The 24,416-nt window shown below is 62.0% G+C and carries 22 protein-coding genes; 9 read left to right on the forward strand and 13 right to left on the reverse strand.

Features of this window, described 5'->3' with window-relative positions:
- Nucleotides 1-3 precede the first annotated feature (3 nt).
- Nucleotides 4-885, reverse strand: a complete 882-nt coding sequence (locus AC244_RS15520; RefSeq protein ID WP_053249728.1) for a MurR/RpiR family transcriptional regulator — start codon at nt 883-885, stop codon at nt 4-6.
- A gap of 178 nt (nt 886-1,063) precedes the next feature.
- On the opposite strand from AC244_RS15520, the gene AC244_RS15525 reads away from it, so the two are divergent.
- The 4 genes from AC244_RS15525 to AC244_RS15540 all read left to right on the forward strand — a co-directional run bounded on the left by AC244_RS15525 (nt 1,064) and on the right by AC244_RS15540 (nt 5,894).
- Nucleotides 1,064-2,941, forward strand: coding sequence for an ABC transporter permease subunit (locus AC244_RS15525; RefSeq protein WP_053249870.1), 1,878 nt, complete (start codon nt 1,064-1,066; stop codon nt 2,939-2,941).
- Nucleotides 2,942-2,976: 35 nt separating this feature from the next.
- Complete coding sequence (locus AC244_RS15530) at nt 2,977-4,140, forward strand: ABC transporter substrate-binding protein (RefSeq protein ID WP_053249729.1); 1,164 nt, start codon at nt 2,977-2,979, stop codon at nt 4,138-4,140.
- A gap of 103 nt (nt 4,141-4,243) precedes the next feature.
- A complete protein-coding gene (locus AC244_RS15535) occupies nt 4,244-4,981 on the forward strand; it encodes an ABC transporter ATP-binding protein (protein ID WP_152975967.1) in 738 nt (245 codons plus the stop codon).
- A gap of 25 nt (nt 4,982-5,006) precedes the next feature.
- The gene (locus AC244_RS15540) at nt 5,007-5,894 is read left to right on the forward strand and encodes a branched-chain amino acid ABC transporter permease (RefSeq protein WP_234716944.1); all 888 of its coding nucleotides are present in this window, start codon (nt 5,007-5,009) and stop codon (nt 5,892-5,894) included.
- Nucleotides 5,895-6,126: 232 nt separating this feature from the next.
- On the opposite strand, the gene AC244_RS15545 is transcribed toward AC244_RS15540, so the two are convergent.
- Nucleotides 6,127-7,137: an amino acid ABC transporter substrate-binding protein gene (locus AC244_RS15545; protein ID WP_053249730.1), complete on the reverse strand. Its 1,011-nt coding sequence runs from the start codon at nt 7,135-7,137 to the stop codon at nt 6,127-6,129.
- A 106-nt stretch (nt 7,138-7,243) separates the two neighbouring features.
- A complete protein-coding gene (locus AC244_RS15550; protein ID WP_053249731.1) occupies nt 7,244-10,300 on the reverse strand; it encodes an aminotransferase class III-fold pyridoxal phosphate-dependent enzyme in 3,057 nt (1,018 codons plus the stop codon).
- Between the two features lie 80 nt (nt 10,301-10,380).
- Here AC244_RS15550 and AC244_RS15555 point away from each other — a divergent pair, with 80 nt between their 5' ends.
- A complete protein-coding gene (locus AC244_RS15555; protein ID WP_053249732.1) occupies nt 10,381-10,863 on the forward strand; it encodes an Lrp/AsnC family transcriptional regulator in 483 nt (160 codons plus the stop codon).
- A 12-nt stretch (nt 10,864-10,875) separates the two neighbouring features.
- Here the strand turns inward: AC244_RS15555 and AC244_RS15560 are convergent, their stop codons facing one another.
- Both AC244_RS15560 and AC244_RS37165 read right to left on the reverse strand, forming a co-directional pair.
- On the reverse strand, nt 10,876-11,817 hold the full coding sequence (locus AC244_RS15560) for an AraC family transcriptional regulator (protein WP_053249733.1): 942 nt from the start codon (nt 11,815-11,817) through the stop codon (nt 10,876-10,878).
- Nucleotides 11,818-11,901: 84 nt separating this feature from the next.
- Complete coding sequence (locus tag AC244_RS37165) at nt 11,902-12,045, reverse strand: hypothetical protein (RefSeq protein ID WP_161807872.1); 144 nt, start codon at nt 12,043-12,045, stop codon at nt 11,902-11,904.
- Between AC244_RS37165 and AC244_RS15565 the strand changes: the two genes are divergently transcribed.
- On the forward strand, nt 12,038-13,087 hold the full coding sequence (locus AC244_RS15565; RefSeq protein WP_053249734.1) for an NAD(P)-dependent alcohol dehydrogenase: 1,050 nt from the start codon (nt 12,038-12,040) through the stop codon (nt 13,085-13,087). The two genes, AC244_RS37165 and AC244_RS15565, sit on opposite strands and share 8 nt — an antisense overlap.
- A gap of 56 nt (nt 13,088-13,143) precedes the next feature.
- On the opposite strand, the gene AC244_RS15570 is transcribed toward AC244_RS15565, so the two are convergent.
- Together AC244_RS15570 and AC244_RS15575 are read right to left on the reverse strand one after the other, a co-directional pair.
- Nucleotides 13,144-13,608, reverse strand: coding sequence for an Lrp/AsnC ligand binding domain-containing protein (locus AC244_RS15570; RefSeq protein WP_053249735.1), 465 nt, complete (start codon nt 13,606-13,608; stop codon nt 13,144-13,146).
- Between the two features lie 22 nt (nt 13,609-13,630).
- A complete protein-coding gene (locus tag AC244_RS15575) occupies nt 13,631-14,794 on the reverse strand; it encodes a M20 aminoacylase family protein (RefSeq protein WP_053249736.1) in 1,164 nt (387 codons plus the stop codon).
- A gap of 164 nt (nt 14,795-14,958) precedes the next feature.
- On the opposite strand from AC244_RS15575, the gene AC244_RS15580 reads away from it, so the two are divergent.
- From AC244_RS15580 to AC244_RS15590, 3 genes are all read left to right on the forward strand, one after another.
- Nucleotides 14,959-16,056, forward strand: a complete 1,098-nt coding sequence (locus tag AC244_RS15580; RefSeq protein ID WP_053249873.1) for a D-alanyl-D-alanine carboxypeptidase family protein — start codon at nt 14,959-14,961, stop codon at nt 16,054-16,056.
- Between the two features lie 12 nt (nt 16,057-16,068).
- Nucleotides 16,069-17,223, forward strand: a complete 1,155-nt coding sequence (locus AC244_RS15585; RefSeq protein WP_053249737.1) for a CobW family GTP-binding protein — start codon at nt 16,069-16,071, stop codon at nt 17,221-17,223.
- 430 nt (nt 17,224-17,653) lie between these two features.
- Nucleotides 17,654-18,334: a response regulator gene (locus AC244_RS15590; protein WP_053249738.1), complete on the forward strand. Its 681-nt coding sequence runs from the start codon at nt 17,654-17,656 to the stop codon at nt 18,332-18,334.
- A gap of 99 nt (nt 18,335-18,433) precedes the next feature.
- On the opposite strand, the gene AC244_RS15595 is transcribed toward AC244_RS15590, so the two are convergent.
- The 6 genes from AC244_RS15595 to AC244_RS37520 form a co-directional block, all read right to left on the reverse strand.
- Complete coding sequence (locus tag AC244_RS15595; protein ID WP_152975968.1) at nt 18,434-19,927, reverse strand: sensor histidine kinase; 1,494 nt, start codon at nt 19,925-19,927, stop codon at nt 18,434-18,436.
- 249 nt (nt 19,928-20,176) lie between these two features.
- Nucleotides 20,177-20,413 (reverse strand): sulfurtransferase TusA family protein, encoded by a 237-nt coding sequence (locus tag AC244_RS15600; protein ID WP_053249739.1) that lies wholly within the window; start codon nt 20,411-20,413, stop codon nt 20,177-20,179.
- Nucleotides 20,413-21,870 carry a L,D-transpeptidase family protein gene (locus AC244_RS15605; protein WP_053249875.1) on the reverse strand — a complete coding sequence of 486 codons (1,458 nt, stop codon included), beginning with the start codon at nt 21,868-21,870 and terminating at the stop codon, nt 20,413-20,415. Before AC244_RS15605 ends, AC244_RS15600 begins: the two co-directional genes overlap by 1 nt.
- A gap of 210 nt (nt 21,871-22,080) precedes the next feature.
- Nucleotides 22,081-23,034, reverse strand: a complete 954-nt coding sequence (locus AC244_RS15610; RefSeq protein WP_053249740.1) for an acetyl-CoA carboxylase carboxyltransferase subunit alpha — start codon at nt 23,032-23,034, stop codon at nt 22,081-22,083.
- A 64-nt stretch (nt 23,035-23,098) separates the two neighbouring features.
- A complete protein-coding gene (gene xerD / locus AC244_RS15615; protein WP_053249741.1) occupies nt 23,099-24,061 on the reverse strand; it encodes a site-specific tyrosine recombinase XerD in 963 nt (320 codons plus the stop codon).
- Nucleotides 24,058-24,207 carry a hypothetical protein gene (locus AC244_RS37520; RefSeq protein WP_152975969.1) on the reverse strand — a complete coding sequence of 50 codons (150 nt, stop codon included), beginning with the start codon at nt 24,205-24,207 and terminating at the stop codon, nt 24,058-24,060. Before AC244_RS37520 ends, xerD begins: the two co-directional genes overlap by 4 nt.
- Nucleotides 24,208-24,416 lie beyond the last annotated feature (209 nt).

Genomic DNA, 24,416 nt, shown 5'->3' on the forward strand with positions numbered 1-24,416 from the left:
GTGTCAGCGGCCGTCGTCGACGTTCGGGTTGAGAGCGTCTTCAGTGATGGCGTAGCCGCGGCGCAGCTCCTCCATCCGCTCGATGCGGGCGCGCGATTGGGTGGCGAGACGGGCGGTGAGCGCCGCGATCAGCGCCTCCGTCTGGGCGATCGCCGGCACCATCGTGTCATAGGGCGAGACCGTATCGACCGGCGCCGTCAGCGTGACGGTGGCGAAATCGGCGATCGGCGAAATCCACCGGTCGGTGAACAGCACGATGCGTGCGCCCTGTGCCGCCGCCTGCCGGGCGAAGCGAATGGTGTCGTTCTGGTAGCGGCGGTAATCGTAGACGAAGAGCACGTCGCGTTTGCCGAGATCGACGAGCTGGTCGACCTGGTCTGCCTGGCTGCCGTTGATCCAGCGGGTATCACCGCGCAGCTGCTTCATATGCGACCAGAGCAGGCCGGCGAGAAAGCCGCTGAAACGGCCGCCGAGGCAATGCGCGCGCGCGCTCATGTCTGCGGCTGCATCAACCGCTGCCTCGAAATCTTCCGACGGCAGCATCTGCATCGAAGCTTCGAGCGCATGGATGCTGGCGCGCAGGAAGTACTGGTAGAAATTCTCCTGCTCCAGCGACGGCCGCCGCTCATCGAGCATCGACAGCGGCGAACTCATGCGCTCCTGCACTTCGCCGAGCAGCGCCTTCTGAAACTCCGGATAACCCTCGAAACCAAGCTTGTTGGCAAAGCGCACGACGGTCGGATTGCTGACCCCCGCCGACGAGGCCAGATAGGCAACGGTATTCAGTCCCGCTGCCGGATAGTTCGACAGGAGCTGCCGCACGATCTTCAGTTCCGATCGTGTGAAGGTAATAGCCCCGTCTGTCAGTCGATCCCGGATTGCCACGATTTCCGCCTCCCAAAAATGATGGCTTGAACCCCAGTTTCTAATTTTTGTTACATAATTGCTAGCAGAGAATGTTTTTTGAAACAAGATTGACATTTGATCGAGATGGGATAACTTTCATTTCGGGAACTGGCCCGAGCCAAAAACAACGGCGGGTCGACAATTCGGGGGAATGCAGATGGTCCGCGTCAGGCGAGAAACCGTCGTCGGTATCCTTTTAACGTCATTGCCGCTTTTGGTGGCCGCTGCCGTCGCCTCGCTGGTCTTTCCGGGGAGTGGCGAGCGCCTCGTGACGCTGTTCATGATCAACGTGATCGCGGTGCTCGGCATCGGCATGTATGCCGGCAATTCGGGCATCGTTTCCTTCGGCCATGTCGGCTTCATGGCAATCGGCGCCTATGCGTCGGGCCTTCTGACCATCAACCCGATCGTCCAGAAGACGGCGCTGCCGCACCTGCCGGAATGGCTGGCAGGCATCGGCATGCCGTTCCTGCCGGCACTTGCGGTGGCGCTGGTGGTCGTGGCGCTGGTCGCCGTCCTGATCGGCATTCCCGTCGCCCGCCTTGCCGGTTCATCGGCGTCGATCGCGACGCTCGGCTTTCTCGTGATCGTCCATGTGGTGCTTGTCGCCTCGACGGATATCACCCGCGGCAGCCAGACCTTCTTCGGCATCCCGCGTGCGGTCAATCTGTGGGTGGCGCTGCCTTTTGCGGTCGCCGCAATCGCCATTGCCCGTCTCTATCGGGACTCTAGCGCGGGCCTGAAGCTCAGGGCTTCACGCGAGGACGAGATCGCCTCGACTGCCGTTGGGGTCAACGTCAAGCTCCATCGTTTTGTCGGCTGGGTGCTCGGCGCCGTTCTGGCAGGCGCTGCCGGCGCGCTGCTGGCGCATTTCCTCGGCGCCTTCTCGCCCAAGGACTTTTATTTCAATCTGACCTTCGTGCTGCTCGCCATGCTGATCCTCGGCGGCGTCACCACCGTTTCGGGTGCCGTCGGCGGAACCGCAGTGATCATGCTGATCGTCGAGCTTCTGCGCAAACTCGAAGGCGGCGTCGATCTTGGCTTCGTCACGCTGCCGACCGTTTTCGGTCTCACGGATATCGGCATCGGCGTCGCGATCCTGGTGGTGATGTACCGCCTGCAGGACGGGCTCTTCGGCGTCAGGGAGCTGGACGAGCGTCTCGGTTGGTTGAAGCGCTTTGCCTCGAAGCCTGCGGTATCGTCTGACGGCGCGCAAAAGATTGCGGCAATCCCGCCAGGCGGAACGCTGAAGGTTGAAAATCTCGGCAAGAAATTCGCTGGCCTCGTGGCGCTGGAAAACGCCAACTTCGAGATCAAGCCGGGCCTCGTTACCGGCCTGATCGGCCCGAACGGAGCCGGCAAGTCGACCCTGATCAACAGTGTCTCCGGCGTCGTTCCGCCGTCGAGCGGCCGCGTGCTGATCGACAGCAAGGATATAGCGTCGTTGCCGGTCCACGCCGTACCCGTTGCCGGCCTTGCGCGCACCTTCCAGAATATCCGCCTGTTCAAGAACCTGACGGTGCTTGAGAACGTCACGGTCGCGGCAAGCGCGCTGAACGGCAATGGCGAGGACCCGATGGAAAGCGCCCGGCTGGTGCTGGCCGAGGTTGGTCTCGACAGCTTTTCCGATCAGCTTGCCGGCACGCTTTCCTATGGCGCGCAACGCCGTCTCGAGATCGCCCGCGCACTGGCCCTGAAGCCGCGCTACCTGCTGCTCGACGAGCCGGCGGCCGGCATGAACCCTGCCGAAACGCAGGAGCTGATGCACGTGCTCGACCGCATCCGCACGAAATACCGCCTCGGCCTGCTCGTCGTCGAGCACGACCTGAAGCTGATCATGCGGCTCTGCGACATCGTCGTCGTCCTGAACAAGGGCCAGCAGATCGCCATCGGGACGCCGGCGGAGATCCAAGCCAACCCGGCTGTAATCGAAGCCTATATCGGTCGTCGCCGCTCGTCGGCGCAGGCGCAGCGCGAGGTTGTCGAGGCCGGCGGCCTCCAGCCGGGCGCGAGCGGCCTCCACAATCCAGCTTGATCAGCAAACGAAAATCAGAAAGAGGGAGCTTACCGATGAAATCCAATCTCAGGGCCCTGTGCCTCACCACCGTTCTTGGCGGCTTCATGCTGTCGCCGTTGCCGGCGCTCGCCGAAGACCTGGTCATCGGCCTTGCAACCGCTCAGACCGGCGGTCTTGCTCCCTATGACCAGCCGTCGCTGAAGGGCCTGGAAATGGCCGTCGAGGAGATCAACGCGGCCGGGGGGGCTGCCGGCAAGTTCCCGATCAAGCTCGTGGCCAAGGATACCCGCTCGGATGCGGCCCAGACGGCGCTGGTGGCGCAGGAACTGGTCGACCAGGGCGTCAAGATCATGATCACGCCCTGCGATGCCGATCCATCGATCGCCGCCGGCCAGGTGACGCAGGCCGCCCAGATCCCGGCCTTTTCGTTCTGCGCCACGACCCCGACCATGCCGCTTGCCGTCGGCGACTACATGTTCGGCAACTATCCCGCCGACAACGTCCAGGCCGCGGTGCTTGCCACCTATGCCGTCGAGAAGGGCTATAAGAAGGCCTACATCCTCAAGTCTCCGGATAGCGCCTATACGCTGAAGCTCCCGGAGTATTTCGGCGAAGCCTTCAAGGCCAAGGGCGGCGAGCTTCTCGGTGAAGGCACGTTCAGCATGGGTCAGCAGGATTTCGGCGCCGAAGTCACCAAGATCAAGGCGATGAACCCGGCGCCCGACGTCATCATGACCGCGGCCTACGAGCCCGATTTCCCGGCCTTCATCCGCCAGCTGCGCGGCGCCGGTGTGACCATCCCGATCCTCGGCAGCGACGGCATCGACTCGCCGACGACCTTCGGCCTTGGCGCGACGGTCGATGGCGTGGTCTTCACCACGGCCGGCTTTGCCAGTGAAGGCAGCCCGCTCGCCGACTTCAACGTGAAGTACAAGGAGAAGTTCGGCCAGGAGCCGGACACCGTCTACATCGCCAATGGCTATGATCTCGGCAAGGTCATCGACGCTGCTGTCACCGAAGCCAACAGCATTGACCCGGTCGCCATCCGCAACGCCATCGCCTCGCTCGAAAATGTCCAGGGCGTTACCGGCCCGATCAGCTATGCCGGCACGCAAGGCATGCCGTTGCGCTCGGTCTCGCTGGTGCGCATCGGAGGCGGAAACCGCGAACTGATCAGCCAGGGCGTTCCGGCCGCGGCCGACATTCCGGCCCCCTGAACCGTCGCTACTTGAGACCTCCGGCGAGGGCGCCGGAGATCGCCCGGCCGCAACCGACTCCTCGCAATGCCGTATCGCAATCCATGGCAAGGACTTTGCCCCGATGATGCACAGTGAAATTCCCGCTCAGAAGCCCTTGCTCGAAGTCAGCGGTCTCAAGGTCGCCTATGGTGCCGTCGAGGCGCTGAAGGGTGTCGATCTCACCGTCGGCAAAGGGCAAATCGTCACGCTGCTCGGGGCCAACGGTGCCGGCAAGAGCTCGACGCTGAATGCGCTGGTGGGGCTGGCGGCAAAGAAGGCGGGGCGGGTCTCCTTCAACGGCCAGGATATTTCCGGCCTGCCGCCGGAGCAGATCGTCCGGCTCGGCATGACGCTGACGCCGGAAGGCCGACGCATCTTTCCAAGCCTGACGGTGGACGAACATCTGCTGCTCGGCGGCGCCATGCACAAGGCACGCGGTGCGATCTCCGAGGTGCGGGACGACATGCTGTCGCGCTTCCCGATCCTGAAAGAACGTCTTGGCCAGAAGGCCGGTTCGCTTTCCGGCGGTGAGCAGCAGATGCTGGCGATCGCCCGCTCGATGATGTCGTCGCCCGACCTGCTGCTGCTCGACGAACCTTCGCTTGGCCTTGCGCCACAGATCGTTGACCTGATCTTCGACCTGATTGCCGGCCTGCGCCAGAAGGGGCTGACGATCCTGCTCGTCGAGCAGAACGTCGCCCTTTCGCTCGAAATCGCCGACGCCGGCTATGTCATGGCGAACGGACGCATCGTGCTCTCCGGTACCGCGGCCGAGCTTCGCAACTCAACCGAAATCCAGGGCGCCTATCTCGGCGCTTGAGGCCGGAGGCAAAGAGGTCATAACGATGGACATGTTCCTGCAGCAGCTGGTCAATGCGCTGAGCCTCGGCGGCACCTATGCGCTTCTCGCACTTGGGCTTGCGGTCGTCTTCTCGATCATGGGGCTGATCAATTTCGCCCATGGCGAACTGATGACGGCGGCCGGCTACGGGCTGTGCTTCGCCCTTTTGCTGGGGCTGCCCTTTCCGCTCGCCATCTTCGGCGCGCTGATGATCGCCGTAGTGCTTGCCATGCTGATGGAGCGTGTCGCCTTCCGGCCGGTGCGGGGTGCCAGCGGCACGACGCTGCTTCTCACCAGCTTTGCCGTCAGCGCCATCCTGCGCGTCATCTTCCAGAACTTCATTTCGGCGCGGCCGAAACCGGTGCCGATGCCGGAGAGCTTTTCCGGGGCGATCGAGATCGGCGGCCTGCATCTCGGCCTGATCCAGGGCACGTCGATCCTGGTCACCGTCATCATGCTCGTCGGGCTCAACCTCTTCCTGCGCACGACCGTTCTTGGCCGGGCGATGCGGGCGGCCTCGGAGGACTTCGCCATTGTCCGGCTGATGGGCATTCGCGCCAATGCCGTGGTGGCGACCGCCTTTGCGATTTCGGGGCTGCTCGCGGGTGTGGCAGGCATCCTCTGGGTGGCCCAGCGCGGCAGCGTCGATCCGCTGATGGGCTTCCTGCCGGTGTTGAAGGCTTTCATCGCCGCAATCATCGGCGGGCTCGGCAGCCTCTCCGGCGCGGTTGCCGGCGGCTTCCTGCTCGGCTTCATCGAGGTGTTCCTGCAGGCCTATCTGCCGGAAAGCCTGCTCAGCTACCGCGATGCCTTCACCATCCTGCTCGTCATCGGTGTGCTTCTCTTTGCGCCGCAGGGGCTGCTTGCGCGCAAGACGATCGTCAAGCTCTGATCGCCAGAGCGATCATTTCAGATCGAATGCAAAGCCGCGAGGGTTTCCCTCGCGGCCTTTGCTTTTGTTTGAAATCTTCCTTCCGGCGAATGTCCTGTGCGGGACGAGCCGGCCCAAAGAATGCAGGCGCGGGGCAGTGGACCGCTTGCCGTCGCCGACGGTTGCGCCGAGCGCTAAAACAAAAACGCCGCGGGGAGGAGCCCGCGACGTTCGATGGTGTGGAGCTGTGCGGTCAGCGTGCCGGCGGCGCGTACATCAGGCCGCCCTGGCTCCACAGCTTGTTGAGGCCGCGGTCGATCTTGAGTGCGCTGTCCTTGCCCAAGTGTTTTTCGAAAACCTCGCCGTAGTTGCCGACGGCGGAGATTGCCTGGAAGGCCCATGTCGGGCCGAGGCCCAGCGCCTTGCCGGCTTCGTTGTCGATGCCGAGGAAACGCCTCTGGCCGACGGTGCCGCTTTCCTGCATCTTGGCCGCATTCTCCTTGGTGATGCCAAGCTCTTCGGCTTCGATCATCGCGAACAATGTCCAGCGCACGACCTTGAACCACTGCTCGTCGCCCTGGCGCACGGCCGGTCCGAGCGGCTCCTTGGATATGACTTCGGGCAGGACGACGAAGCGCTCCGGGTCGTTCAGGGTCAGGCGCTGGGCGTAGAGCGCCGAGGCATCGGTCGAGTAGACGTCGCAACGTGCGGTGTTGAAGGCCTGGATCGTCTGGTCGGGTTTCTCGAAAGCGATGACCTGGTACTGGATGTTGTTGGAGCTGAAGTAGTCGGCCATGTTCTGCTCGGTCGTCGTGCCGGTTTCCGTGCAGACGGAGGCGCCCGAGAGTTCCTTGACGCTCTTCACGCCGAGGTCGTTGCGCACCATGAACGCCTGGCCGTCATAATAGTTGACGCCGACGAAGCTCATGCCGAGATCGCTGTCGCGCGACAGCGTCCAGGTGGTCTGGCGCGACAGAAGATCGACTTCGCCCGACTGCAACGCGGTGAAGCGCTCCTTGGTCGAGAGCGGCACGTATTTCACCTTGTCCGGGTTGCCGAGCGTGGCAGCGGCGGCCGCCCGGCAGAAGTCGATGTCGAAGCCGCTCCACTCGCCCTTGTCGTTCGGCGCGGAAAAGCCGAGCACGCCCTGGCTGACGCCGCAGCGAAGCTCGCCCCGTTCCTTCACGACATCGAGCGTGGCGGCGCTGGCGGCCGTTCCAGCGAGAAATGCCGCACTTGCAAGTGCTAGAATTCCTGATTTCATTGTCCTGTTCTCCTCTTGTTATGCAGTTATAAGGCACGCGTCATCGCTGCCGGGGCGCGCGCGTCCCGGCCAACTGGCTATCGTTTCGGCGGTATCGGGCCCGGTCCTAACCGAGCTTCTTGCTCACATCCGCAAAGGTCTCTTCGAGAACCGCGAGCAGATGATCGGCGTCGCGTTTCGAGAAGATCATCGGCGGTCGCATCTTCAAGACGTTGTCATGCGGCCCTTCGGTTCCCATCAGCACGCCGCGCTGGCGCGCACCGTTGGAAACGGCACGGGCAAATTCGGTGGCGGGTGCCTTGGTCTTCCGGTCGCTGACCAACTCTATGCCGAGGAACAGGCCCATGCCACGCACGTCGCCGATCACTTCGTAACGCGCCTGCATCGCCTTGAAGGAGGAGATGAGATAGTTGCCTATGGAAAGTGCGTTGCCGCGCAGATCCTGCCCCTCGATGACATCGAGCACGGCAAGGCCGACGGCGCAGGAAACCGGGTTTCCGCCGAAGGTGTTGAAGTACTCCATGCCGTTGTTGAAGCTGTCGGTGACCTCGCGGGTGGTGACGACGGCGGCCAGCGGATGCCCGTCTCCGATCGGTTTGCCCATGGTGACGATATCGGGAACCACGCCTTGGGCCTCGAACGCCCACCAGTGGCTGCCGACACGGCCGAAGCCGACCTGGACCTCGTCGGCGATGCAGACGCCGCCGGCTTCGCGCACCAGGCGATAGACTTCCTTGAGATAGCCGTCCGGCAGGAACACCTGGCCGGCGACGCTCGGGATCGATTCCGCGATGAAGAAGCCCGGGCCTTCGCCCTTCGCCTGCATGGCCGCGATCAGTTCGGCGACGCTTTCAGCAAAACGCCTGCCGTGTTCCTCGGCCGGCCAGTCGGCGGGGGCACGATAGCTGTCGGGAACATCAGCGACGTGGATGTGCGGCTTCGGTCCCTTGCCGCCCTTGCGACGGAACTTGTAGGGGCTGATATCGATCAGCTCTTGCGTCGTGCCGTGATAGGACCAGTCGAGCGTGATGGCGTTTTCGCGGCCGGTATGGGCGCGCATCAGGCGCAGCGCCAGGCTGTTTGCCTCCGAGCCGCTGTTGACGAAACCGGCTACCGTCAATTCCCCAGGCAGCGTCGCCGTCAGCCGTTCCGCATAGGCGACGATGTTGTCGTGCAGGTAGCGGGTATTGGTATTGAGCGTCGCCGCCTGCTTCGCCATCGCCTCGACGACTGCCGGATGGGCATGGCCGATGTGGCAGACATTGTTGAAGCAGTCGAGATAGGCGCGGCCGCTGTCGTCGATCAGCCAGACGCCTTCGCCGCGCACGAACTTGATCGGCTTCTCGTAGGAGATCGACAGGTTCGGCAGCAGCAATTCCTTGCGCAGCTTGACGATCTCGTCATGCGCGCGTCCGCTTTTCGCGTAAAACTCGTCGGCAATGCCGGCAAAGGTGCGCGCGTCGGGGAAGAGCTCGGCCCAGACGTCGAGATATTGCGGTTCGCCGACGCCGAGGATTTCTGTTGCCGAGAGGCTGGTATCGACGGAGAGCTGCAGGTGAAGATGCGGCGCCCAGCCGCCGTTTTCCTTCGGCGCTCCCATTTCGCCGACGAGCGCACCGGCTTCGAGCCGGTCGCCGGCCTTGATCCGGTCCATCGCCTCGTGGGCCAGATGGCCCCAGAGCGACACGAAGGGAGGGCAGCCCTCGGGCTCGTGGCGAAGCGAAATCAGGCAGCCGTAACCGAGCGGGTCCTTTTCGATCTCGACGCTGACCACCGTGGCGGCGATCGGCGTGAAAACCTTGGTTCCGGCCGCCATGAACAGGTCGAGGCCGAGATGGCGGGTGCGGCGGGTATCCTCGATCAGTCGCGAGACGAACATCTCGCCGGAATAGACAGTGCGGGCTTCACCCCATGGGCCGATGCCGAGATCGATGCCGTTCTCGCGGCAATAGTCTTCCCAGATCGCCTGTGCTTCATCCGGCTGTTCGCCGGCGGATTTGACCGTCATCGGATGGTTCGGGTCGCCATAGGGCACGAGTGCTGCCGGATAGGTCGCGGCCGGGCGTTCGAGCAACGGTGCAAGCGTCTTGCGGTTGCCGGCAATCCAGGCGGTAACGCCGTCCGCGCCGGGTGCTGCGGCAAAGCCGCAGGCCTTGCGCAGGATCGCGGTGGCGAAGCGCCGATTCATCCGGTCGAGCTTGCGCAGCAGCGTCCAGGCCGGCTTTTCGCTGATCGCGAGATAGGGGTTATCGGCCGTGTGGGCGCGGCGCGAGGCCGAGATCGTCACTGAGGTGACGAGCCGCATGGCGACAAGGTCGAAGAGAAGATCGACTTCTTCCTCAAGCAGCGGATACTCGGCGTGGTAGCCGCGGGCGATGGCGGCCGTGGCGCCGATCGGATCGGGATGGTCGAGGCCGGCATAGGCGGCGGCGATAGCGACTTCGGCGATGACAGGCGCATAGAGCGCGTCGCCGAAATCGATCAGGCCGGAGATACGGTCATGATCCGCCTTGTCGACCAGCACGTTCCAGTCGTTGGCGTCATTGTGGATTACAGCCGAACGTAGCGTCGCCAGTTTCGGCTCGACCGTCTTTGCAAAGCGGGCAAGGAAACGCTCGAGCAGCGCCCGGTCTTCCGGTTCGGAGACATGGTCCAGCCTGTCCCTGGAGCGGCCGGCCTTGCGGATGTCCCAGTCGAGATCGCGCAGCGCCCCCGGATGCATGAAGCCTTTCAGCGAGGCGTCGAAGCGGCCGAGCATTTGGCCGAGCGATTGGAGCGCGCCGGCGCTGCGGCCGGTTTCGGCAAGCGGAAGACCCGAGACCCAGCTGACGAGACGCAGCCTGTGGCGGGCTCCGTGGGTGCTGGTGGTTTCGGCAAGGCTGGCGCCCGTCAATGTCGTCCGGATGTGCGGCACCGGCAATTCGGCGGCGAAAGTACTGACATGGCTGAGCAGCGCCGTCTGGAAGTCGCTTTCGATCTCCGGCTCGGCGCCATTGACTACCTTCAGGATATAGGTGGCACCGTCTGCTGCCTCGACCTTGAAGTTCTGGTCGCGTTCGCTGGCGAGCAGCGAAAGCGTGCCGGCAAGGCCGTAATGCTGCTTCAGTAGTGCCGCTGCCTGGTCGATGGAAAAATCTGGTGTCGTCTTCAGCATGTCGTTCATTGGGAGCCCTTTGTCTTGCAGGCAGAGTTGCACGAGCGGCCGAGGCATGCATCCGGCAATATGCCGGTTGCACCGACATTATGTTTATAATAACCGTCATCTTGTCGGCGCGCTCGGAGGCGGAAACCATGCAGGACATCGACGCGATCGACCGGACGATCCTGAGCATCCTGTCTCGGGAAGCGCGCATCCCCATGAAGTCGCTGGCAGGCCGGATCGGGCTTTCCAGAAGTGCAACGACCGAGCGCGTCACCCGTCTGGAAAAGGCGGGCATCATCCGCGGCTACCGCGCCGATATCGGGCAGCTTGAAGAGGGGCAGATCCAGGCTTTCCTGCTCGTCACCTTGCAGCGCACGCCATCGATCGGCGTGCTCGATCGGCTCGCCGGCTTCTCGTCCGTACGCAAGGTTTCGTCCGTCAGCGGCCAGCTCGATCTGGTCGTCGAGGTCGAGGTCGGTTCCATCAACGCGTTGAACGAACTACGCAACGAGGTGGCGACCATGGACAATGTCGAGGATCTGACGACGTCGATCGTGCTCAGGCGGGGTATCGAAAGAAGCTGAGGTTCTGGCGCCTCAGCCTTCGCTCAGCATCTCCGCCTCACCGGAGAAGCGCTCGACCAGCGTGCGGCGCATGCGGCCGATGTCGCGCATCGGCGGCTCGCCGAAGTGGCGGGCGTATTCGCGGCTGAACTGCGACTGGCTCTCGTAGCCGACCTGATGGCCGGCATCTCCGGCGTCGAGGCGTTCTTCCAGCATCAGGCGCCGCGCCTCCTGCAGGCGCAGCTGCTTCTGGTACTGCAACGGGCTCATCGCGGTGATTGCCTTGAAATGGTGGTGCAGCGACGAAACGCTCATCGAGACGCGGCTTGCCAGGTCGTCGATGCGCAGCGGCCGGGAATAGTGCTCCTTCAGCCAGGCGACGGCGCGACCGACCTGATGTGGTTGGCTCTCGACGGTTGCCATCTGGCGAAGCCGATGGCCGTGCGGGCCGGTGACCAGCCGATAGAGAATTTCTTGCTCGACCAGCGGCAGGAGTGCCGGAATATCGTCAGGCCTGTCGAGCAGGCGCAAGAGCCGGAGCGCGGCATCTTCGAGATCGGGCGTGATCTTGCTGACGGTCATGCCACGCGACGAGGCGGAAGTCGACATGGGGCCTTGGGCCAGAAAGTCGAGCAATGCCGGGATCTTGGCCGTATCGATCTGGAAGGCGAAGCTGAGATAGGGTTCTTCGGCGGAGGCCTTGCAGACCTGCGACAGGACAGGCAGGTCGATCGACGTCAGCAGATAGTCGGATGCCCCATAGATCAGCGTCTCGTCGCCGAGCACCACGCGCTTGGCGCCCTGGACGATGATCGCCAGGCTCGGTTTGTAGGCCGCGCAGTTGACAGGCGCGTCGCCGGAATGGCGGTGGATGCTCAAACCTGGGATTGCGGTCTGGTGGTCTCCGTCTCGCTCGGCGATCCGGGCAATGACGTCGATCATGTCCTGTCTGGCGGTCTGTCGCATGGCTGTCATATTCTGTGGTCTTTCCAGCGGCTTAGCATTGTCTGAGACAACGCTCAAATAGGGCTTCGAGGCGCTATTGCCATTATGCATTTTTCAATCTTGCAGGATCGGGCAAAAACTTTGCAGGATCGCGATAACGCTTTTGTCGGTGGCGAACGCATAGTCCCTGCCTGCGATCTGCCGGTAACGCACCGGCCCTTTCGCATCTCCCAAAATGAAGGACAGACTGATGGCCATTGCAAGAGGATATGCGGCGACCGACGCGTCGAAACCGCTTACGCCCTTCACCTTCGAACGTCGCGAGCCGCGCGACGACGACGTGGTGATCGACATCAAATATTGCGGCGTCTGCCACTCCGACATTCACCAGGCACGCAACGAATGGGGCAACTCGGTCTTCCCGATGGTCCCCGGCCACGAAATCGTCGGCATCGTCACCGCCGTCGGCTCCAAGGTCACCAAGTTTAAGGTGGGTGATCGCGCCGGCGTCGGCTGCTTCGTCGATTCCTGCACCACCTGCGCGACCCGCGACCTCGACCTGGAACATTACCTGCCGGGTCTGGTGGTGACGTATAACGGCGTCGAGGCGGACGGCAAGACCGCAACGCAGGGCGGATACTCCGACAGCATCGTCGTGAGGGAAGGCTATGTGCTGTCGATCCCGGAAAACCTGCCGCTCGATGCGGCAGCACCACTGCTGTGCGCCGGCATCACGCTCTATTCGCCGCTTCGCCACTGGAAGGCCGGTCCCGGCAAGAAGGTCGCGATCGTCGGCATGGGCGGCCTCGGCCACATGGGCGTGAAGATCGCCCACGCCATGGGTGCAGAGGTGACGGTGCTGAGCCAGAGCCTGTCGAAGAAGGAAGACGGGCTGAAACTCGGCGCCGACCACTACTTCGCCACCAACGATCCGGAAACCTTCAAGACGCTTCAGGGCCATTTCGACCTGATCATCTGCACGGTTGCGGCCGAGATCGACTGGAACGCTTACCTCAACCTGCTGAAGGTCGACGGCGATTTCGTGCTGGTCGGCATTCCGGAAAATGCCGTGCCGGTGCATGCCTTCGCGCTGGTTCCTGCCCGCCGCAGCATTTCCGGATCGATGATCGGCTCGATCAAGGAAACCCAGGAAATGCTCGACTTCTGCGGCGAGCACAACATCGTCTCGGAGATCGAAACGATCAAGATCCAGCAGATCAACGAAGCCTATGAGCGGGTCGTCAAGAGCGACGTGCGTTACCGCTTCGTCATCGACATGGCGTCGCTCGACGCGGCGTAAACTTGTCAGAAATGGCCCCGGGATCCCACCGGCCCCCGGGGCCATTTTCTTTGGTCTCAGACGAGGGGCAGCGGCCCGTCGTTCTTGATCTCTTCCATCACCGCATAGGTGCGGGTTTCCTTGACCCCCGGCAGCGTCCAGAGCACCTGACCGAGGAAGTTGCGGTAGGCCGCCATGTCCTCGAAGCGGGTCTTGACGAGATAGTCGAAGCCGCCGGCGACCATGTGACATTCCAGAACAGCCGGTGCCTGCTTGATCGCGATCGCGAACTGGTGGAAGACATCGGGCGTCGTCTTGTCGAGCATGACCTCGATGAAGACGAGCAGGCCGAAACCGAGCTTCTGCGGATCGAGGCGGGCGCCGAAGCCCGAAACATACCCTTCCTTCAACAGCCGGCGCAGCCTTTCGCTGGTCGCCGTCGGCGACAGGCCGATGCGATCGGCAAGCTCCAGATTGGTGATCCGGCCATCCGCCTGCAGGATGTTGAGGATTCTACGGTCTATTTTGTCGATCTGATGCATCGTGCCGCCTCCCGCTCGCGCCTCAGGCGGCAAGTCGCGTTTCCGCGAGTTTCACCCAATAGGAAATCCCGTGCGGGATCGCCTCGTCGTTGAAGTCATAGGCCGGGTGGTGCAGCCCGGCGGTGTCGCCGTTGCCCATGAAGATGAAGGCGCCCGGGCGGGCGAGCAGCATGTAGGAGAAATCCTCGCCGCCCATCATCGGGTCGAGCGACGGCCTGACATTGCCTTCGCCGGCAATGTCCGCCGCGGCCTTCAGCGCGTAGGCCGTCTCGTCCTCATGATTGACGGTCACCGGATAGTTGCGGCTGTACCAGACGTCGACGGTCGCGCCATAGACGTCGGCGATGCCTTCGGCGATCAACCGGATGCGGGTCTCGCCGATATCGCGCACTTCCGGCTTCAGCGTGCGCACCGTGCCGCCGAGCACCGCCTCTTCCGGGATGACGTTGTGGGCGAAGCCGGCGTTGAACGTGGTGACCGAGACCACGACGGATGCGAGCGGATCGACCGTTCTCGACGCGATCGTCTGCAGCGCGGTGACGATCTGCGTGCCGATGACGATCGGGTCGATCGTCTTGTGCGGCTGGGCCGCATGGCCGCCGCGGCCCTTGATGGTGATGGTGAACTCGTCGGTCGAGGCCATGATCGGGCCGACGCGGCTGCCGAAATGACCGATGGGCATGCCCGGCATATTGTGCATGCCGTAGACTTCGGCGATGTCGAAGCGCTCCATCATGCCGTCCTTGACCATCTCGTTGCCGCCGCCGCCGCCTTCTTCGGCCGGCTGGAAGATGACGGCGACGCTGCCGGCGAAGTTGCGGGTCTCGGCAAGGTACTTTGCCGCTCCGAGCAGCATCGCGGTGTGGCCGTCATGGCCGCAGGCGTGCATCTTGCCTGAGGTTTCCGATGCCCAGGGCTTGCCGGTCGTTTCGGTGATCGGCAGTGCATCCATGTCGGCGCGAAGGCCGATCGTGCGGCCGGCACCGAGATTGCCCTTGATCAGACCGACGACGCCGGTCTGCCCAAGCCCGGTCACGATTTCGTCAACGCCGAACTCCTTCAGTTTCAATTCGACGAAGGCTGCCGTATTTTCGACCGCGAACAGGAGCTCGGGGTTCTTGTGCAGATGACGCCGCCATTCGGTGACTTCGTTCTGGAGTTCGGCGGCTCGGTTGAGAATCGGCATGAGTTAAGTCCTGTCGGTCTGTTCGATCACATCTATCTGCGGTGGAATGGCGCAGCAGCCAATGAATGGGCTTTGCCATCTCCTTGCCATATAGGCTAAATAGCCGGACGAGACGAGGCAACAGCGGAATTTCGAGGACTATGGTGGTGACAGCAGGATTTTTCATGCGTGGCAAGGCAAGGGCAGTGGGTGTCGTGGCCGGTGCCTGCGCGAGCCTTCTCATGGCATTGCCGGCGGTTGCCAATCCGCGGCTTGTCGTCGACGTCAATACGCTGAAGGTCTACGAGCACCAGGACATCTTCCAGAAATGGTATCCGGCGTCGCTGACCAAGCTGATGACGGCCTATACGACCTTCCGCGCGATCAAGTCGGGACAACTGGCGCTGACAAGCCCTGTTGTGATGACCAAGAACGCCGCCTCCGAGCCGCCGAGCAAGATGTTCTACAAGCCCGGCCAGGCGATGACGCTCGACAGCGCGCTGAAGATGATGCTGGTGAAGTCGGCAAACGACGTGGCGGTGGCGATCGCCGAAGCCGTCGGCGGTTCCGAGCCCGCCTTCATCGACCGGATGAATTCCGAGGCGCGCCGCATCGGCATGACGTCGTCGCATTTCATCAATGCCAACGGCCTGCCGGGTCCCGGGCAGTACACCACCGCGCGCGACCTCGCCGTGCTGGCGATCACGCTGAAGCGCGAGTTTCCCGAATACGCATCCTATTTCTCGCTGGAAGGATTTACCACCGGCAAGAAGGACTATCCGAACTACAACATGCTGATCGGCCGCTTCGAAGGCGCTGATGGCATGAAGACCGGTTTCATCTGCGCGTCCGGTTTCAACCAGGTCTCATCGGCGACGCGCGATGGCCGCAGCGTTGTTTCCGTCGTGCTCGGCGAAGACAGTCTCGGCGCACGTGCCGACGAATCCGCACGCCTGCTGCAGACGGCGCTGACAACATCCGGAACGGCCAAGCCGTCGCTGGTGCAGATTGCGCCCTATGGCGAAACGCGCGATCTGGTTGCCGATGTCAGCAAACAGATCTGCTCGAAGGCTGCCGCCAAGGTGCGCAGCGAAGGTCGAGATGAAGCCGGGCGGCAGAAGCTGCTCTCGCCGTTTATCCACGAGATCAACCGTCCGCTGAAGCTGGCCTTTGCCGGTCTCATCCCCGGCAGCGGCGACAAGCTGGCCAAGGCGGGCGCTGATCCGGCCGGCCAGGGCGATGCCGCCAACGTGCCGATCCCGGTGCCGCGGCCGAGCCTCTGATCGGAGTTTCCAATGGTTAGTCCACTGCCGGCGGTGCCGGTCTCGATCCTGACCGGTTTTCTCGGTGCGGGCAAAACGACGCTGCTCAACCGGCTTCTGAAGGACCCGGATCTCTCGGATACGGCCGTCATCATCAACGAATTCGGCGATGTCTCGATCGATCACCTGCTGGTTGAGGCCTCGAGCGACGGTGTCATCGAGCTTTCCGACGGTTGCCTGTGCTGCACGGTGCGCGGCGAACTGGTGGATACGCTTGCCGACCTTATGGACCGGATGCAGACCGGGCGCATCAAGCCGCTGAAGCGCGTCGTCATCGAAACGACCGGGCTTGCCGACCCGGCGCCGGTGCTGCAATCGGTGATCGGCAATCCTGTGATCGCCCAGAGCTTTCGTCTCGACGGCGTGGTGACCGTGGTGGATGCGGTCAACGGATTGCAGACGCTTGCCAACCACGAGGAAGCGGTAAAGCAGGTCGCGGTCGCCGATCGCATCGTCGTCAGCAAGGCGGGGCTCGCCGATCAGGCCCAATTGGATGAACTGCGGCTGCGTCTGAAGGCGCTCAATCCGCGTGCGCCGTTTGTCGACGGCGACAGTCCCGAAGCGGGACGGGGAGCGCTTTTTGCCTGCGGTCTTTACGACCCGGCGTCGAAGATCGCCGATGTCGGCCGCTGGCTGCAGGACGAGGCCGATCACGGGCATCATCACCACGATCACCATCATCATGACGGCGATCACGACCACCATCACGATCACGATCATCACCACCATCACCACGATGCAACGCGCCATGGGGCGGACATTCGTTCGTTCAGCATCATGCATGACAGGCCGATCGAACCGATGGCGCTCGACATGTTCATCGATCTCCTACGCTCGGCCCATGGCGAGAAGCTGTTGCGGATGAAGGCGATCGTCGCAGTCTCCGATAATCCGGACCGCCCGCTGGTTCTGCATGGCGTGCAGAACGTTTTTCACACGCCGGAGCGGCTTTCCGCCTGGCCGGATCCGGCCGATCGGCGCACGCGCATGGTGCTGATCACCAAGGGTCTGAGCGAAGCTTTCGTGCGCGACCTTTTCGATGCCTTCACGGGAAAACCACGCATCGATCGCCCCGACGCTCAGGCGCTTTCTGATAACCCTCTGGTTGTACCCGGTATGAAGTTCTAGAATTGTTTGCCTGCGGTCGACCGCCTGTTGCTGCAGATGCCGTGAAAAAGGGTTAAAATCCGTAGTACTTTCGGGTGATGTTTCGCGGATCGGCCAAACATTTTTGGGCTAATATTTCGGCTTTACTTCCCATCGCCGCAAGCGTTCGAAAAATGCTGCCGCGTGTGCCGCACACGCAGGATGGTGTCGGTCGACACTCAGGGTTAATCCTATAAGTATTTGATAATATTGCTGTATCCTGGAATTTTTCTGCTCCTTTGTATGCAGAGCTTATTGCTCTTCTAAATCATAGCGCGAATATTTGCGCTGCGGCACGGGACATTCTGTCGTGTACTTCGTGCCCTTGCTAAATTAACTAGAAGTTAAGCGTCTTCTTTAAAACCGGAGGCCGATGAACTAGCATGTTTGTTGCGGAGGGAGAGCAACGACCATGTCGATATCAGTTGCATTTGTTGACGACCATCCGATCCTTCTGGAAGGGCTGGTCAGTTTATATTCTGGAAAAAGTGACCTCGAAATCGTCGCGAAGGGCGAAAACGCGGTTGATGCTTTGAAAATAGTTGAAGAATTTTCACCTGAAGTTCTCGTGCTCGATTTGAGCATGCCCGGCGATGCCATTGCGGCTATCGAGCTGGTTGCGCAAAAATACAAAGACACGCGGATCATCGTCTTCACCGCAAATTCAAGCATTGAAACCGCGATACAAGTCCTGAACTACGGGGTCTCCGGCTATGTGCTGAAAGGCAGCAGCGCCAGCGACCTGCACGAGGCCATACGCACGGTCTATGACGGCGAGACGTTCATCACGGCGGGGTTCGCGACCAAGGTCATCATGGCGATGAAGACTGCGGAAATCCGTCGGCGGTCCCAGGCACAACGACGCCTGAGCCTGCGCGAAGAACAGATCGTTCGCCATCTCATGCGTGGCAGCACGAACCGCGAAATAGCGGCCTGTCTTGATATCAGCGAAAAGACCGTCAAGCATTACATGACGGTCTTGATGCAGAAACTCGACGTCAGGAACCGCGTGGAAGTGGTGCTGGCAGCGCAGCGGCTGGATGTGTTGCCGGACGGCTCGGCCGAACGCAGCGCATCACGGCGCATCAATTAGGCGATCGGATTCGATCGCTTAAGAACGCCGCATTCCGCGCGAATGCGGCGTTCAAGGCATTTCGGCCATTGCCGCCTGCGCGTGAGGTTTCATCCAAGCCTATTGGGGATCAAGCGAACCGCCGCTCTGATCGAGCGGCAGGACCGCCGTCACCACGGTCCCGTTCGGTCGACGGATCGTGCGCATGCGGCCGCCAAAGGCGCGAATGCGGCGTTTCTGCGTGATGGTGCCGAGCCCTGTGCGGCCGTTGCTGCGTGTCTTTGCTGATGCCGATGGTGCGACACCCACATCGGCCACCGTGATGAACAGGCGGTTATGGCGCGTGCCGTAACGCAGGTGCTGGCGGTTACCCGGCGCATGCCGCTCGCTGTTCATCAGGGCTTCCTGGATGAAGCGATAGACGCAGATGTTGAGGTGCGCATCGACCTTCTGCGACGCGATCAACCCGACGACGTCGATGTCGCGGCCAATGAGATCCACATGCCGCCTTACCGCAAGCAGGATCGTGTTATCGAGGGACATATCGTCGAGTTCCGGCAGCACGAGATCCGTCGAAATGTTCCTCAGTTCCTCAAGCACGGCTGTGACGGTGCTGACCATCTTGTCGATATCCTGCGGCCTCATCGGGTCCGTTGGTTGGCCGTCAGCCGGCTTCGAAGTCATGTCGCTCAGCTTCAGCTTGAGCAATGTCAGCAGTTGCACCGGACCGTCGTGCAGATCCGTACCGATCTGGTCGAGGATCATCTCATTGAGCTTGCCGGCTTCGAGCCGTGCGGTCTCAGCAGCCCCGCGCAGCCGTCGGTTCTGATTGGAAAGTTCGAGTGCCCGTCCAAGGCTATGGCGGATGGCGGCATGCTGACGATCAATGAGCCGGCTGCCGCTGCGCACGATCAGGAACAGCAGTGCGAGCATCGGCACCGAGACCAGGAGTACGATGTCGATCGTCTCCCGCCAGGCCGTCGACAACTCACCTACCAGAAAATCGGGGCGTTCGTAAAATTCGCCGACAAGCAGCACCTTGCCCGCCTCGTCGCGCACGAGCGGCGCATAGACCTCGATGTACATGCCGCGCTGCTCGTCGCCGCTGTATTCGTGTTTCTCGATCATTGTGCGGGAAACGACGATCTCGCCCCTAAGGGCGCGCTGTAGCTCGTCAAAGACAATCTCTTCGTCGATCATTTGGCCCGTAGTCGAATACATCAAGCTTCCGTTTGGCTCCCAGATCTTCAGCTCGTGGACATGTTGGCCAAGTGCGCTGGTGCCGAGAAGTTGCTTCAGCTTGTCTTCGACGATCGGCGGAAGCGTTCCGCGTTTGATATCCTCATCAGAGATCAGCGGCGCAACGAATGTCTGGAGATAGGCGGCGCCGAGCGAGCCGACGCTATTGAACACGGTTCTCTCAAGGCGGTGCGTCGTCCAGATCGTGAGGGCGATCATCAGCGCCACGACGACGAAGGAGGCAATGATGATGAACTGAACCTCGAGCCGCAGCCGCTGGAACGTCGACAGCAGGTTTCGCAAGATGGCTGGCCGGCTCAAGTTCTGCAGGAAGGTTTGCTTGGCCGTTTCTGTGTCGTTCCTGGCGGAGTCCATGAGATTTGCCCGATCACGTGCTGGCGCCTTTATATGCTCTATTCCTTAAAAATGCCTCCGCCGATTCCGGCATCATCGACAAAAAGATTCCACAAACCGGACGGGTGCAAGGGAATTCTGCAGCCAATCAAATGGTTGACCTTTCCTCGAGGGGAAGGAGCTGCCCTGTGGTGATCGGCCCAGCTCGGCGCTGCAGCGGAATCGGACCTCGGCCAGCGGGCGGCTGATCGAGAACACTGTGGTTCCGCGTCAGGCGCCCTTGCGGATCAGGAAGCGATGCCCGCCTTCTGCCGGGCAAGCCGCTTCAAGGCTATGGCCGTCTTCCCGGCAGAAATGCGGGATATCGATCACCGCCATCGGGTCGGTGGTCTCGATCTCGAGCAGTGCGCCTGCGGCCATGGAGGCGATACGCTTGCGGGCCTTCAAAACGGGAAGGGGGCATTTAAGCCCCCTGAGGTCGTAGACCGTCTTTCCTTCGTCAGGCATCAATTGCCCCAGATCTTCCAGAATGGGCGCTTCTTCGGCGGTTCCTCGACGGCAACAGGTGCTTCAGCCGCTGGCGCCGCTGCGCCCTCAGCACTTGCGGATGCCATCGCGGCACTCTCAGGCTGAGCATTTTGAGGTGCTGCGGCCGACCGTGTCTGCTTTGCCGCTGCTCCTGCCGGCTGCACCTGCGGCTGAACGGCGGCCTGCTCATCCGGGGCCACAGCGACGGGCGCGGGTGCCTGCGCCTGTTCTGCGGCCTCGCCCTTGGAGAACAGGCTCCAGAAGGACTTCTTCGCCGGCTGCTGCTCGACGGCCGCCTGCAGTACGGGCTGAGGGATGGGATTGGCGGCGGGAACGGGCACGTGGGTGCCACCCTTGGTCGCCTTTTCCAGTTCCTTCTTCTGGATCTCGACAGCCAGCTTGGTTTCTTCGGCTTCCTTCTGCTCGGCCAGCTTCTTCTCGAGGTCGCTCGCCTTCATCAGCTTGCCGGCATCGATCGAGTTGCCGGTCGGCGCGTAGGCAAGCTCGCGGCCGGCGCGCTGCTTGGCGACGATCGCCTTGCGCTCAGCTTCGCTCGGCTCATACCAGACCATGCCATCGTACTTCTTCATGGCCTTGTCGTAGTCGAGCTTATAGCCCTTCTCGAACGTCGACATGGCCATCTGCAAGGCAGGCGGGGTCGACATGGCCGGGCATGTTCCACCCGGATTGAAAGCGCCGCTGCCCTGTTGGTTGAAGACGTATTTCTTCTCGCAGACATTGATCTCAGGCGGACGCTTGGTGACTTCGAACTGGTCGTAGCCGACCTTGAGCATGTTCCAGAAATCGATGTTCGGATTGTTGCGATGACGCGCCATGTTCTCGGCGGTCATGCGGAAGGGGAAAGCTTGCAGCTGGACGCTTTGCTGCCCGCCCTTGAAGGCGTCGCGTGCCATGGCGAAAATTTCGATCATCTGCTCGTCGGTCATCGAGTAGCAGCCGGACGACGAACAGGCGCCGTGGATCATCAGATGCGTACCCTGACGACCGTTGGCGCGGTCATAGGTGTTGGGGTAGCCGGTGTTGATCGCCAGATAGTATTTCGAGTTGGGATTCAGCTGTTGCGGGAACAGCGGATAGAAGCCTTCCGGCGCCTGACGGTCGCCTTCCTTCACTTTCGGACCGAGTTTGCCCGACCAGGCGCAGATCTTGTAGCTCTTCAGCAGCTGGAAGCGGTTGGACGTGTTGGCCTTCCAGACCTCGAGCGTGCCTTCTTCCTTGAAGATGCGCAGGGCGATCGGGGATGTCTTCTGCATCCCGAGCTCGCTCATCTTGGCGCTCATCGTGCTTGAGAGCTGGTACTCGGTCTTGTTCTTGACAGCCGAAAGATCGACTGCCGCCGTATCCAGGGCATCGTTGGTGCAGCCGGCAAGCAGCGCGGCAACAGCGGCGGTGGCTACAAGGTTTCTCAAGCGCATCAGCGAAAGCCCGTTCAAACCAAAACTCGTCAGTGCGAGCCGCGTCCGACGGGAGGGCTCTTAGGGAATCAGTAAGCCATTATACTTCACGAATTCTTAACCCTGCAGGATGCCCTGCGCACGCCGTTGTTCATGACCCCACGAATATGGCCAAGATTTGGCCACAGTCCGATTTGTGGTTGCGAATTTTCGTCGAACAATCGCTTGGGCTCAGAGGTTCCGGCCGATATTCAGGTATTTCTGTCGGCGATCGCTACGCAGTTCGTCGCCGTTGCGTCCGGACAGTTCCTTCAGCGCATCGGCAATCACCGTTCCGGTGCGGGCGATGACCGACTGCGGGTCGCGGTGTGCGCCGCCGACCGGCTCGGGAATGATGCCGTCGATCACGCCCAGCGCCTTCAGATCTTCAGACGTGATCTTCATGTTGCTGGCCGCTTCCTTGGCGCGGGTCGAATCGCGCCAGAGGATCGAGGCCGCACCTTCCGGCGAGATGACGCTGTAGATGGCATGCTCGAGCATATAGACGCGGTTGCCGGTGGCGATCGCGATGGCGCCGCCGGAGCCGCCTTCGCCGATGACGACGGTGACGATCGGCACGCGCACGTTCAGGCACATTTCGGTCGAGCGGGCGATGGCTTCCGCCTGGCCGCGTTCTTCCGCGCCGACGCCGGGATAGGCACCGGCGGTGTCGATCAGCGTGATCAGCGGCAGGCTGAAGCGGTCGGCCATTTCCATGATGCGGATGGCCTTGCGATAGCCTTCAGGGCGCGGACTGCCGAAGTTGTGCTTGATGCGCGACTTGGTATCGCTGCCCTTTTCCTGGCCGAGGACGGCGACCGGCATGCCGCGGAAGCGCGCAAGCCCGGCCTGGATGGCCTCGTCGTTACCATAGTTGCGGTCGCCGGCGAGCGGCGTGAACTCGGTGAAGAGTTCCGCGGAGTAGTCGAGGAAATGCGGACGCGAGGGGTGGCGGGCAACCTGGGTCTTCTGCCACGGCGTCAGCTTCGAATAGATCTCGGCCATCGCATCGCGGACGCGCGTCTCGAGCCGTTCGACCTCATCCGAAGTGTTCACACTCTCGTCTTCGCCGGCGAGCTTCTTCAATTCGAGAATCTTGCCTTCGAGGTCGGAGATAGGTTTTTCGAAATCGAGATAGTTGTGCATGAGATGCGTTTCCGATCGTTTTGCGACAAGGACCTGCCGGCCGAAACCAGCCTGCCCGGCGGTCCTAATCCTGTTTTTTCGCCTGTTTGGCAAGAGGGTGATGGTTTTGCACGAGGTCGTGCAGCCGTTCTTCCAGAACATGTGTATAGATTTGTGTCGTGGAAATGTCCGAATGACCCAACAGTTCCTGCACGGCACGGAGGTCGGCGCCGTTGGCAAGCAGGTGGCTGGCGAAGGCATGGCGCAGCACATGTGGCGAGATTGTTGCCACGCGGATACCGGCACGCGCGGCGAGCGATTTCAACTCGCGGGCAAAGACCTGGCGAGGGAGAAAACCCGCCTTTGCAGACGACGGAAACAACCACGGGCTTTCGCGCTCGCCCTTGTCCGCTTTCGCAAACTCTTCAGCCAGAGCCGCACCGTAAAGCCGCATTGCGCGGATCGCTGCCTGGGACAGCGGTACCAGCCGCTCCTTGTTGCCCTTGCCGCGGATGACGAGAAAGCGTCCATCCTGGGCGAGCACGCTTGCCGGCAGCGACACCAGTTCGCTGACGCGCATCCCGGTCGCGTAGAGAAGCTCCATCAAGGCATGCATGCGCAGCTTGGTAAACCGCTCCGGCCCGTCTGTCGTGGCCTCGGCTTCGGTCTCGGCCCGGCCGATCAGCCGTGAAACGTCGTCGACGCTCAGCGTCTTCGGCAGGCTTCTGCCCTTCTTCGGCGCATCGAGGATGCCCGTCGGGTCGTCGCCGCGCAGGCCCTCGGCATAGAGAAACTTGTAGAACTGTCTGAGCGCCGACAGTCGCCGCGCCTGCGAGGACGGCTTGAAGCCTTGGCCCGCCAGATGGGCGAGATAATGCCGGAGATCGTCGGTTGCGGCGCTCGTGAGCCCCGTTCCTCGGCTGCGCATGTGGGACAATGCGTCTTCCAGATCGCGCTCGTAGGATTGCAGCGTATTGACGGCGGCGCCGCGTTCGGCGCTCATCATTTCGAGGAAGGCCTCGACATGTGCCGCGGAAAGATCGCTCATGGGGTCTTGTTGACCCGTTCGGAGGGGATCTTCACGGTCACGTTCCGCTCGACCGGCTCGACGAAGGTGACGAGCGCGATCATCGTGCCGTAGATCAGCCCGGCGATGACGCCGCAGAAAAACAGGAACCGGAAGAGGGTGGGCATTTCAGTCTCCTGTGCATGGTTCCTTAAACCGGAGCGAATTTAAGGATAAAATCATGCAGCCGTTGAATGTGCTACGGCAACCTTGTGCGCGTCGGACCGGACGCGCCGCACTTTGGCGGATGCTCGATCTATATGAACGCCCCTTTCGCCAAGTTCAAGAAGCATGCACGGACGCGCGCGACGGCTTGACGCTCCACCCCGATTTGTCG

This window comes from Ensifer adhaerens (genome assembly GCF_001270265.1).
Classification (GTDB): Bacteria; Pseudomonadota; Alphaproteobacteria; order Rhizobiales; family Rhizobiaceae; genus Ensifer; species Ensifer adhaerens_B.

Excerpts from the sequence above, each read along its gene's own strand:
- AC244_RS15610 (WP_053249740.1), bottom strand. The coding sequence starts at position 23,034 with ATGCACAACTATCTCGATTTCGAAAAACCTATCTCCGACCTCGAAGGC.
- AC244_RS15560 (WP_053249733.1), bottom strand. The coding sequence starts at position 11,817 with ATGACAGCCATGCGACAGACCGCCAGACAGGACATGATCGACGTCATT.
- AC244_RS15540 (WP_234716944.1), top strand. The coding sequence starts at position 5,007 with ATGGACATGTTCCTGCAGCAGCTGGTCAATGCGCTGAGCCTCGGCGGC.
- AC244_RS15550 (WP_053249731.1), bottom strand. The coding sequence starts at position 10,300 with ATGAACGACATGCTGAAGACGACACCAGATTTTTCCATCGACCAGGCA.
- AC244_RS37165 (WP_161807872.1), bottom strand. The coding sequence starts at position 12,045 with ATGGCCATCAGTCTGTCCTTCATTTTGGGAGATGCGAAAGGGCCGGTG.
- AC244_RS15565 (WP_053249734.1), top strand. The coding sequence starts at position 12,038 with ATGGCCATTGCAAGAGGATATGCGGCGACCGACGCGTCGAAACCGCTT.
- xerD (WP_053249741.1), bottom strand. The coding sequence starts at position 24,061 with ATGAGCGATCTTTCCGCGGCACATGTCGAGGCCTTCCTCGAAATGATG.
- AC244_RS15535 (WP_152975967.1), top strand. The coding sequence starts at position 4,244 with ATGATGCACAGTGAAATTCCCGCTCAGAAGCCCTTGCTCGAAGTCAGC.
- AC244_RS15530 (WP_053249729.1), top strand. The coding sequence starts at position 2,977 with ATGAAATCCAATCTCAGGGCCCTGTGCCTCACCACCGTTCTTGGCGGC.
- AC244_RS15575 (WP_053249736.1), bottom strand. The coding sequence starts at position 14,794 with ATGCCGATTCTCAACCGAGCCGCCGAACTCCAGAACGAAGTCACCGAA.
- AC244_RS15590 (WP_053249738.1), top strand. The coding sequence starts at position 17,654 with ATGTCGATATCAGTTGCATTTGTTGACGACCATCCGATCCTTCTGGAA.
- AC244_RS15580 (WP_053249873.1), top strand. The coding sequence starts at position 14,959 with ATGCGTGGCAAGGCAAGGGCAGTGGGTGTCGTGGCCGGTGCCTGCGCG.
- AC244_RS15595 (WP_152975968.1), bottom strand. The coding sequence starts at position 19,927 with ATGGACTCCGCCAGGAACGACACAGAAACGGCCAAGCAAACCTTCCTG.
- AC244_RS37520 (WP_152975969.1), bottom strand. The coding sequence starts at position 24,207 with ATGCCCACCCTCTTCCGGTTCCTGTTTTTCTGCGGCGTCATCGCCGGG.
- AC244_RS15605 (WP_053249875.1), bottom strand. The coding sequence starts at position 21,870 with ATGCGCTTGAGAAACCTTGTAGCCACCGCCGCTGTTGCCGCGCTGCTT.
- AC244_RS15570 (WP_053249735.1), bottom strand. The coding sequence starts at position 13,608 with ATGCATCAGATCGACAAAATAGACCGTAGAATCCTCAACATCCTGCAG.
- AC244_RS15525 (WP_053249870.1), top strand. The coding sequence starts at position 1,064 with ATGGTCCGCGTCAGGCGAGAAACCGTCGTCGGTATCCTTTTAACGTCA.
- AC244_RS15600 (WP_053249739.1), bottom strand. The coding sequence starts at position 20,413 with ATGCCTGACGAAGGAAAGACGGTCTACGACCTCAGGGGGCTTAAATGC.
- AC244_RS15585 (WP_053249737.1), top strand. The coding sequence starts at position 16,069 with ATGGTTAGTCCACTGCCGGCGGTGCCGGTCTCGATCCTGACCGGTTTT.
- AC244_RS15555 (WP_053249732.1), top strand. The coding sequence starts at position 10,381 with ATGTTTATAATAACCGTCATCTTGTCGGCGCGCTCGGAGGCGGAAACC.
- AC244_RS15545 (WP_053249730.1), bottom strand. The coding sequence starts at position 7,137 with ATGAAATCAGGAATTCTAGCACTTGCAAGTGCGGCATTTCTCGCTGGA.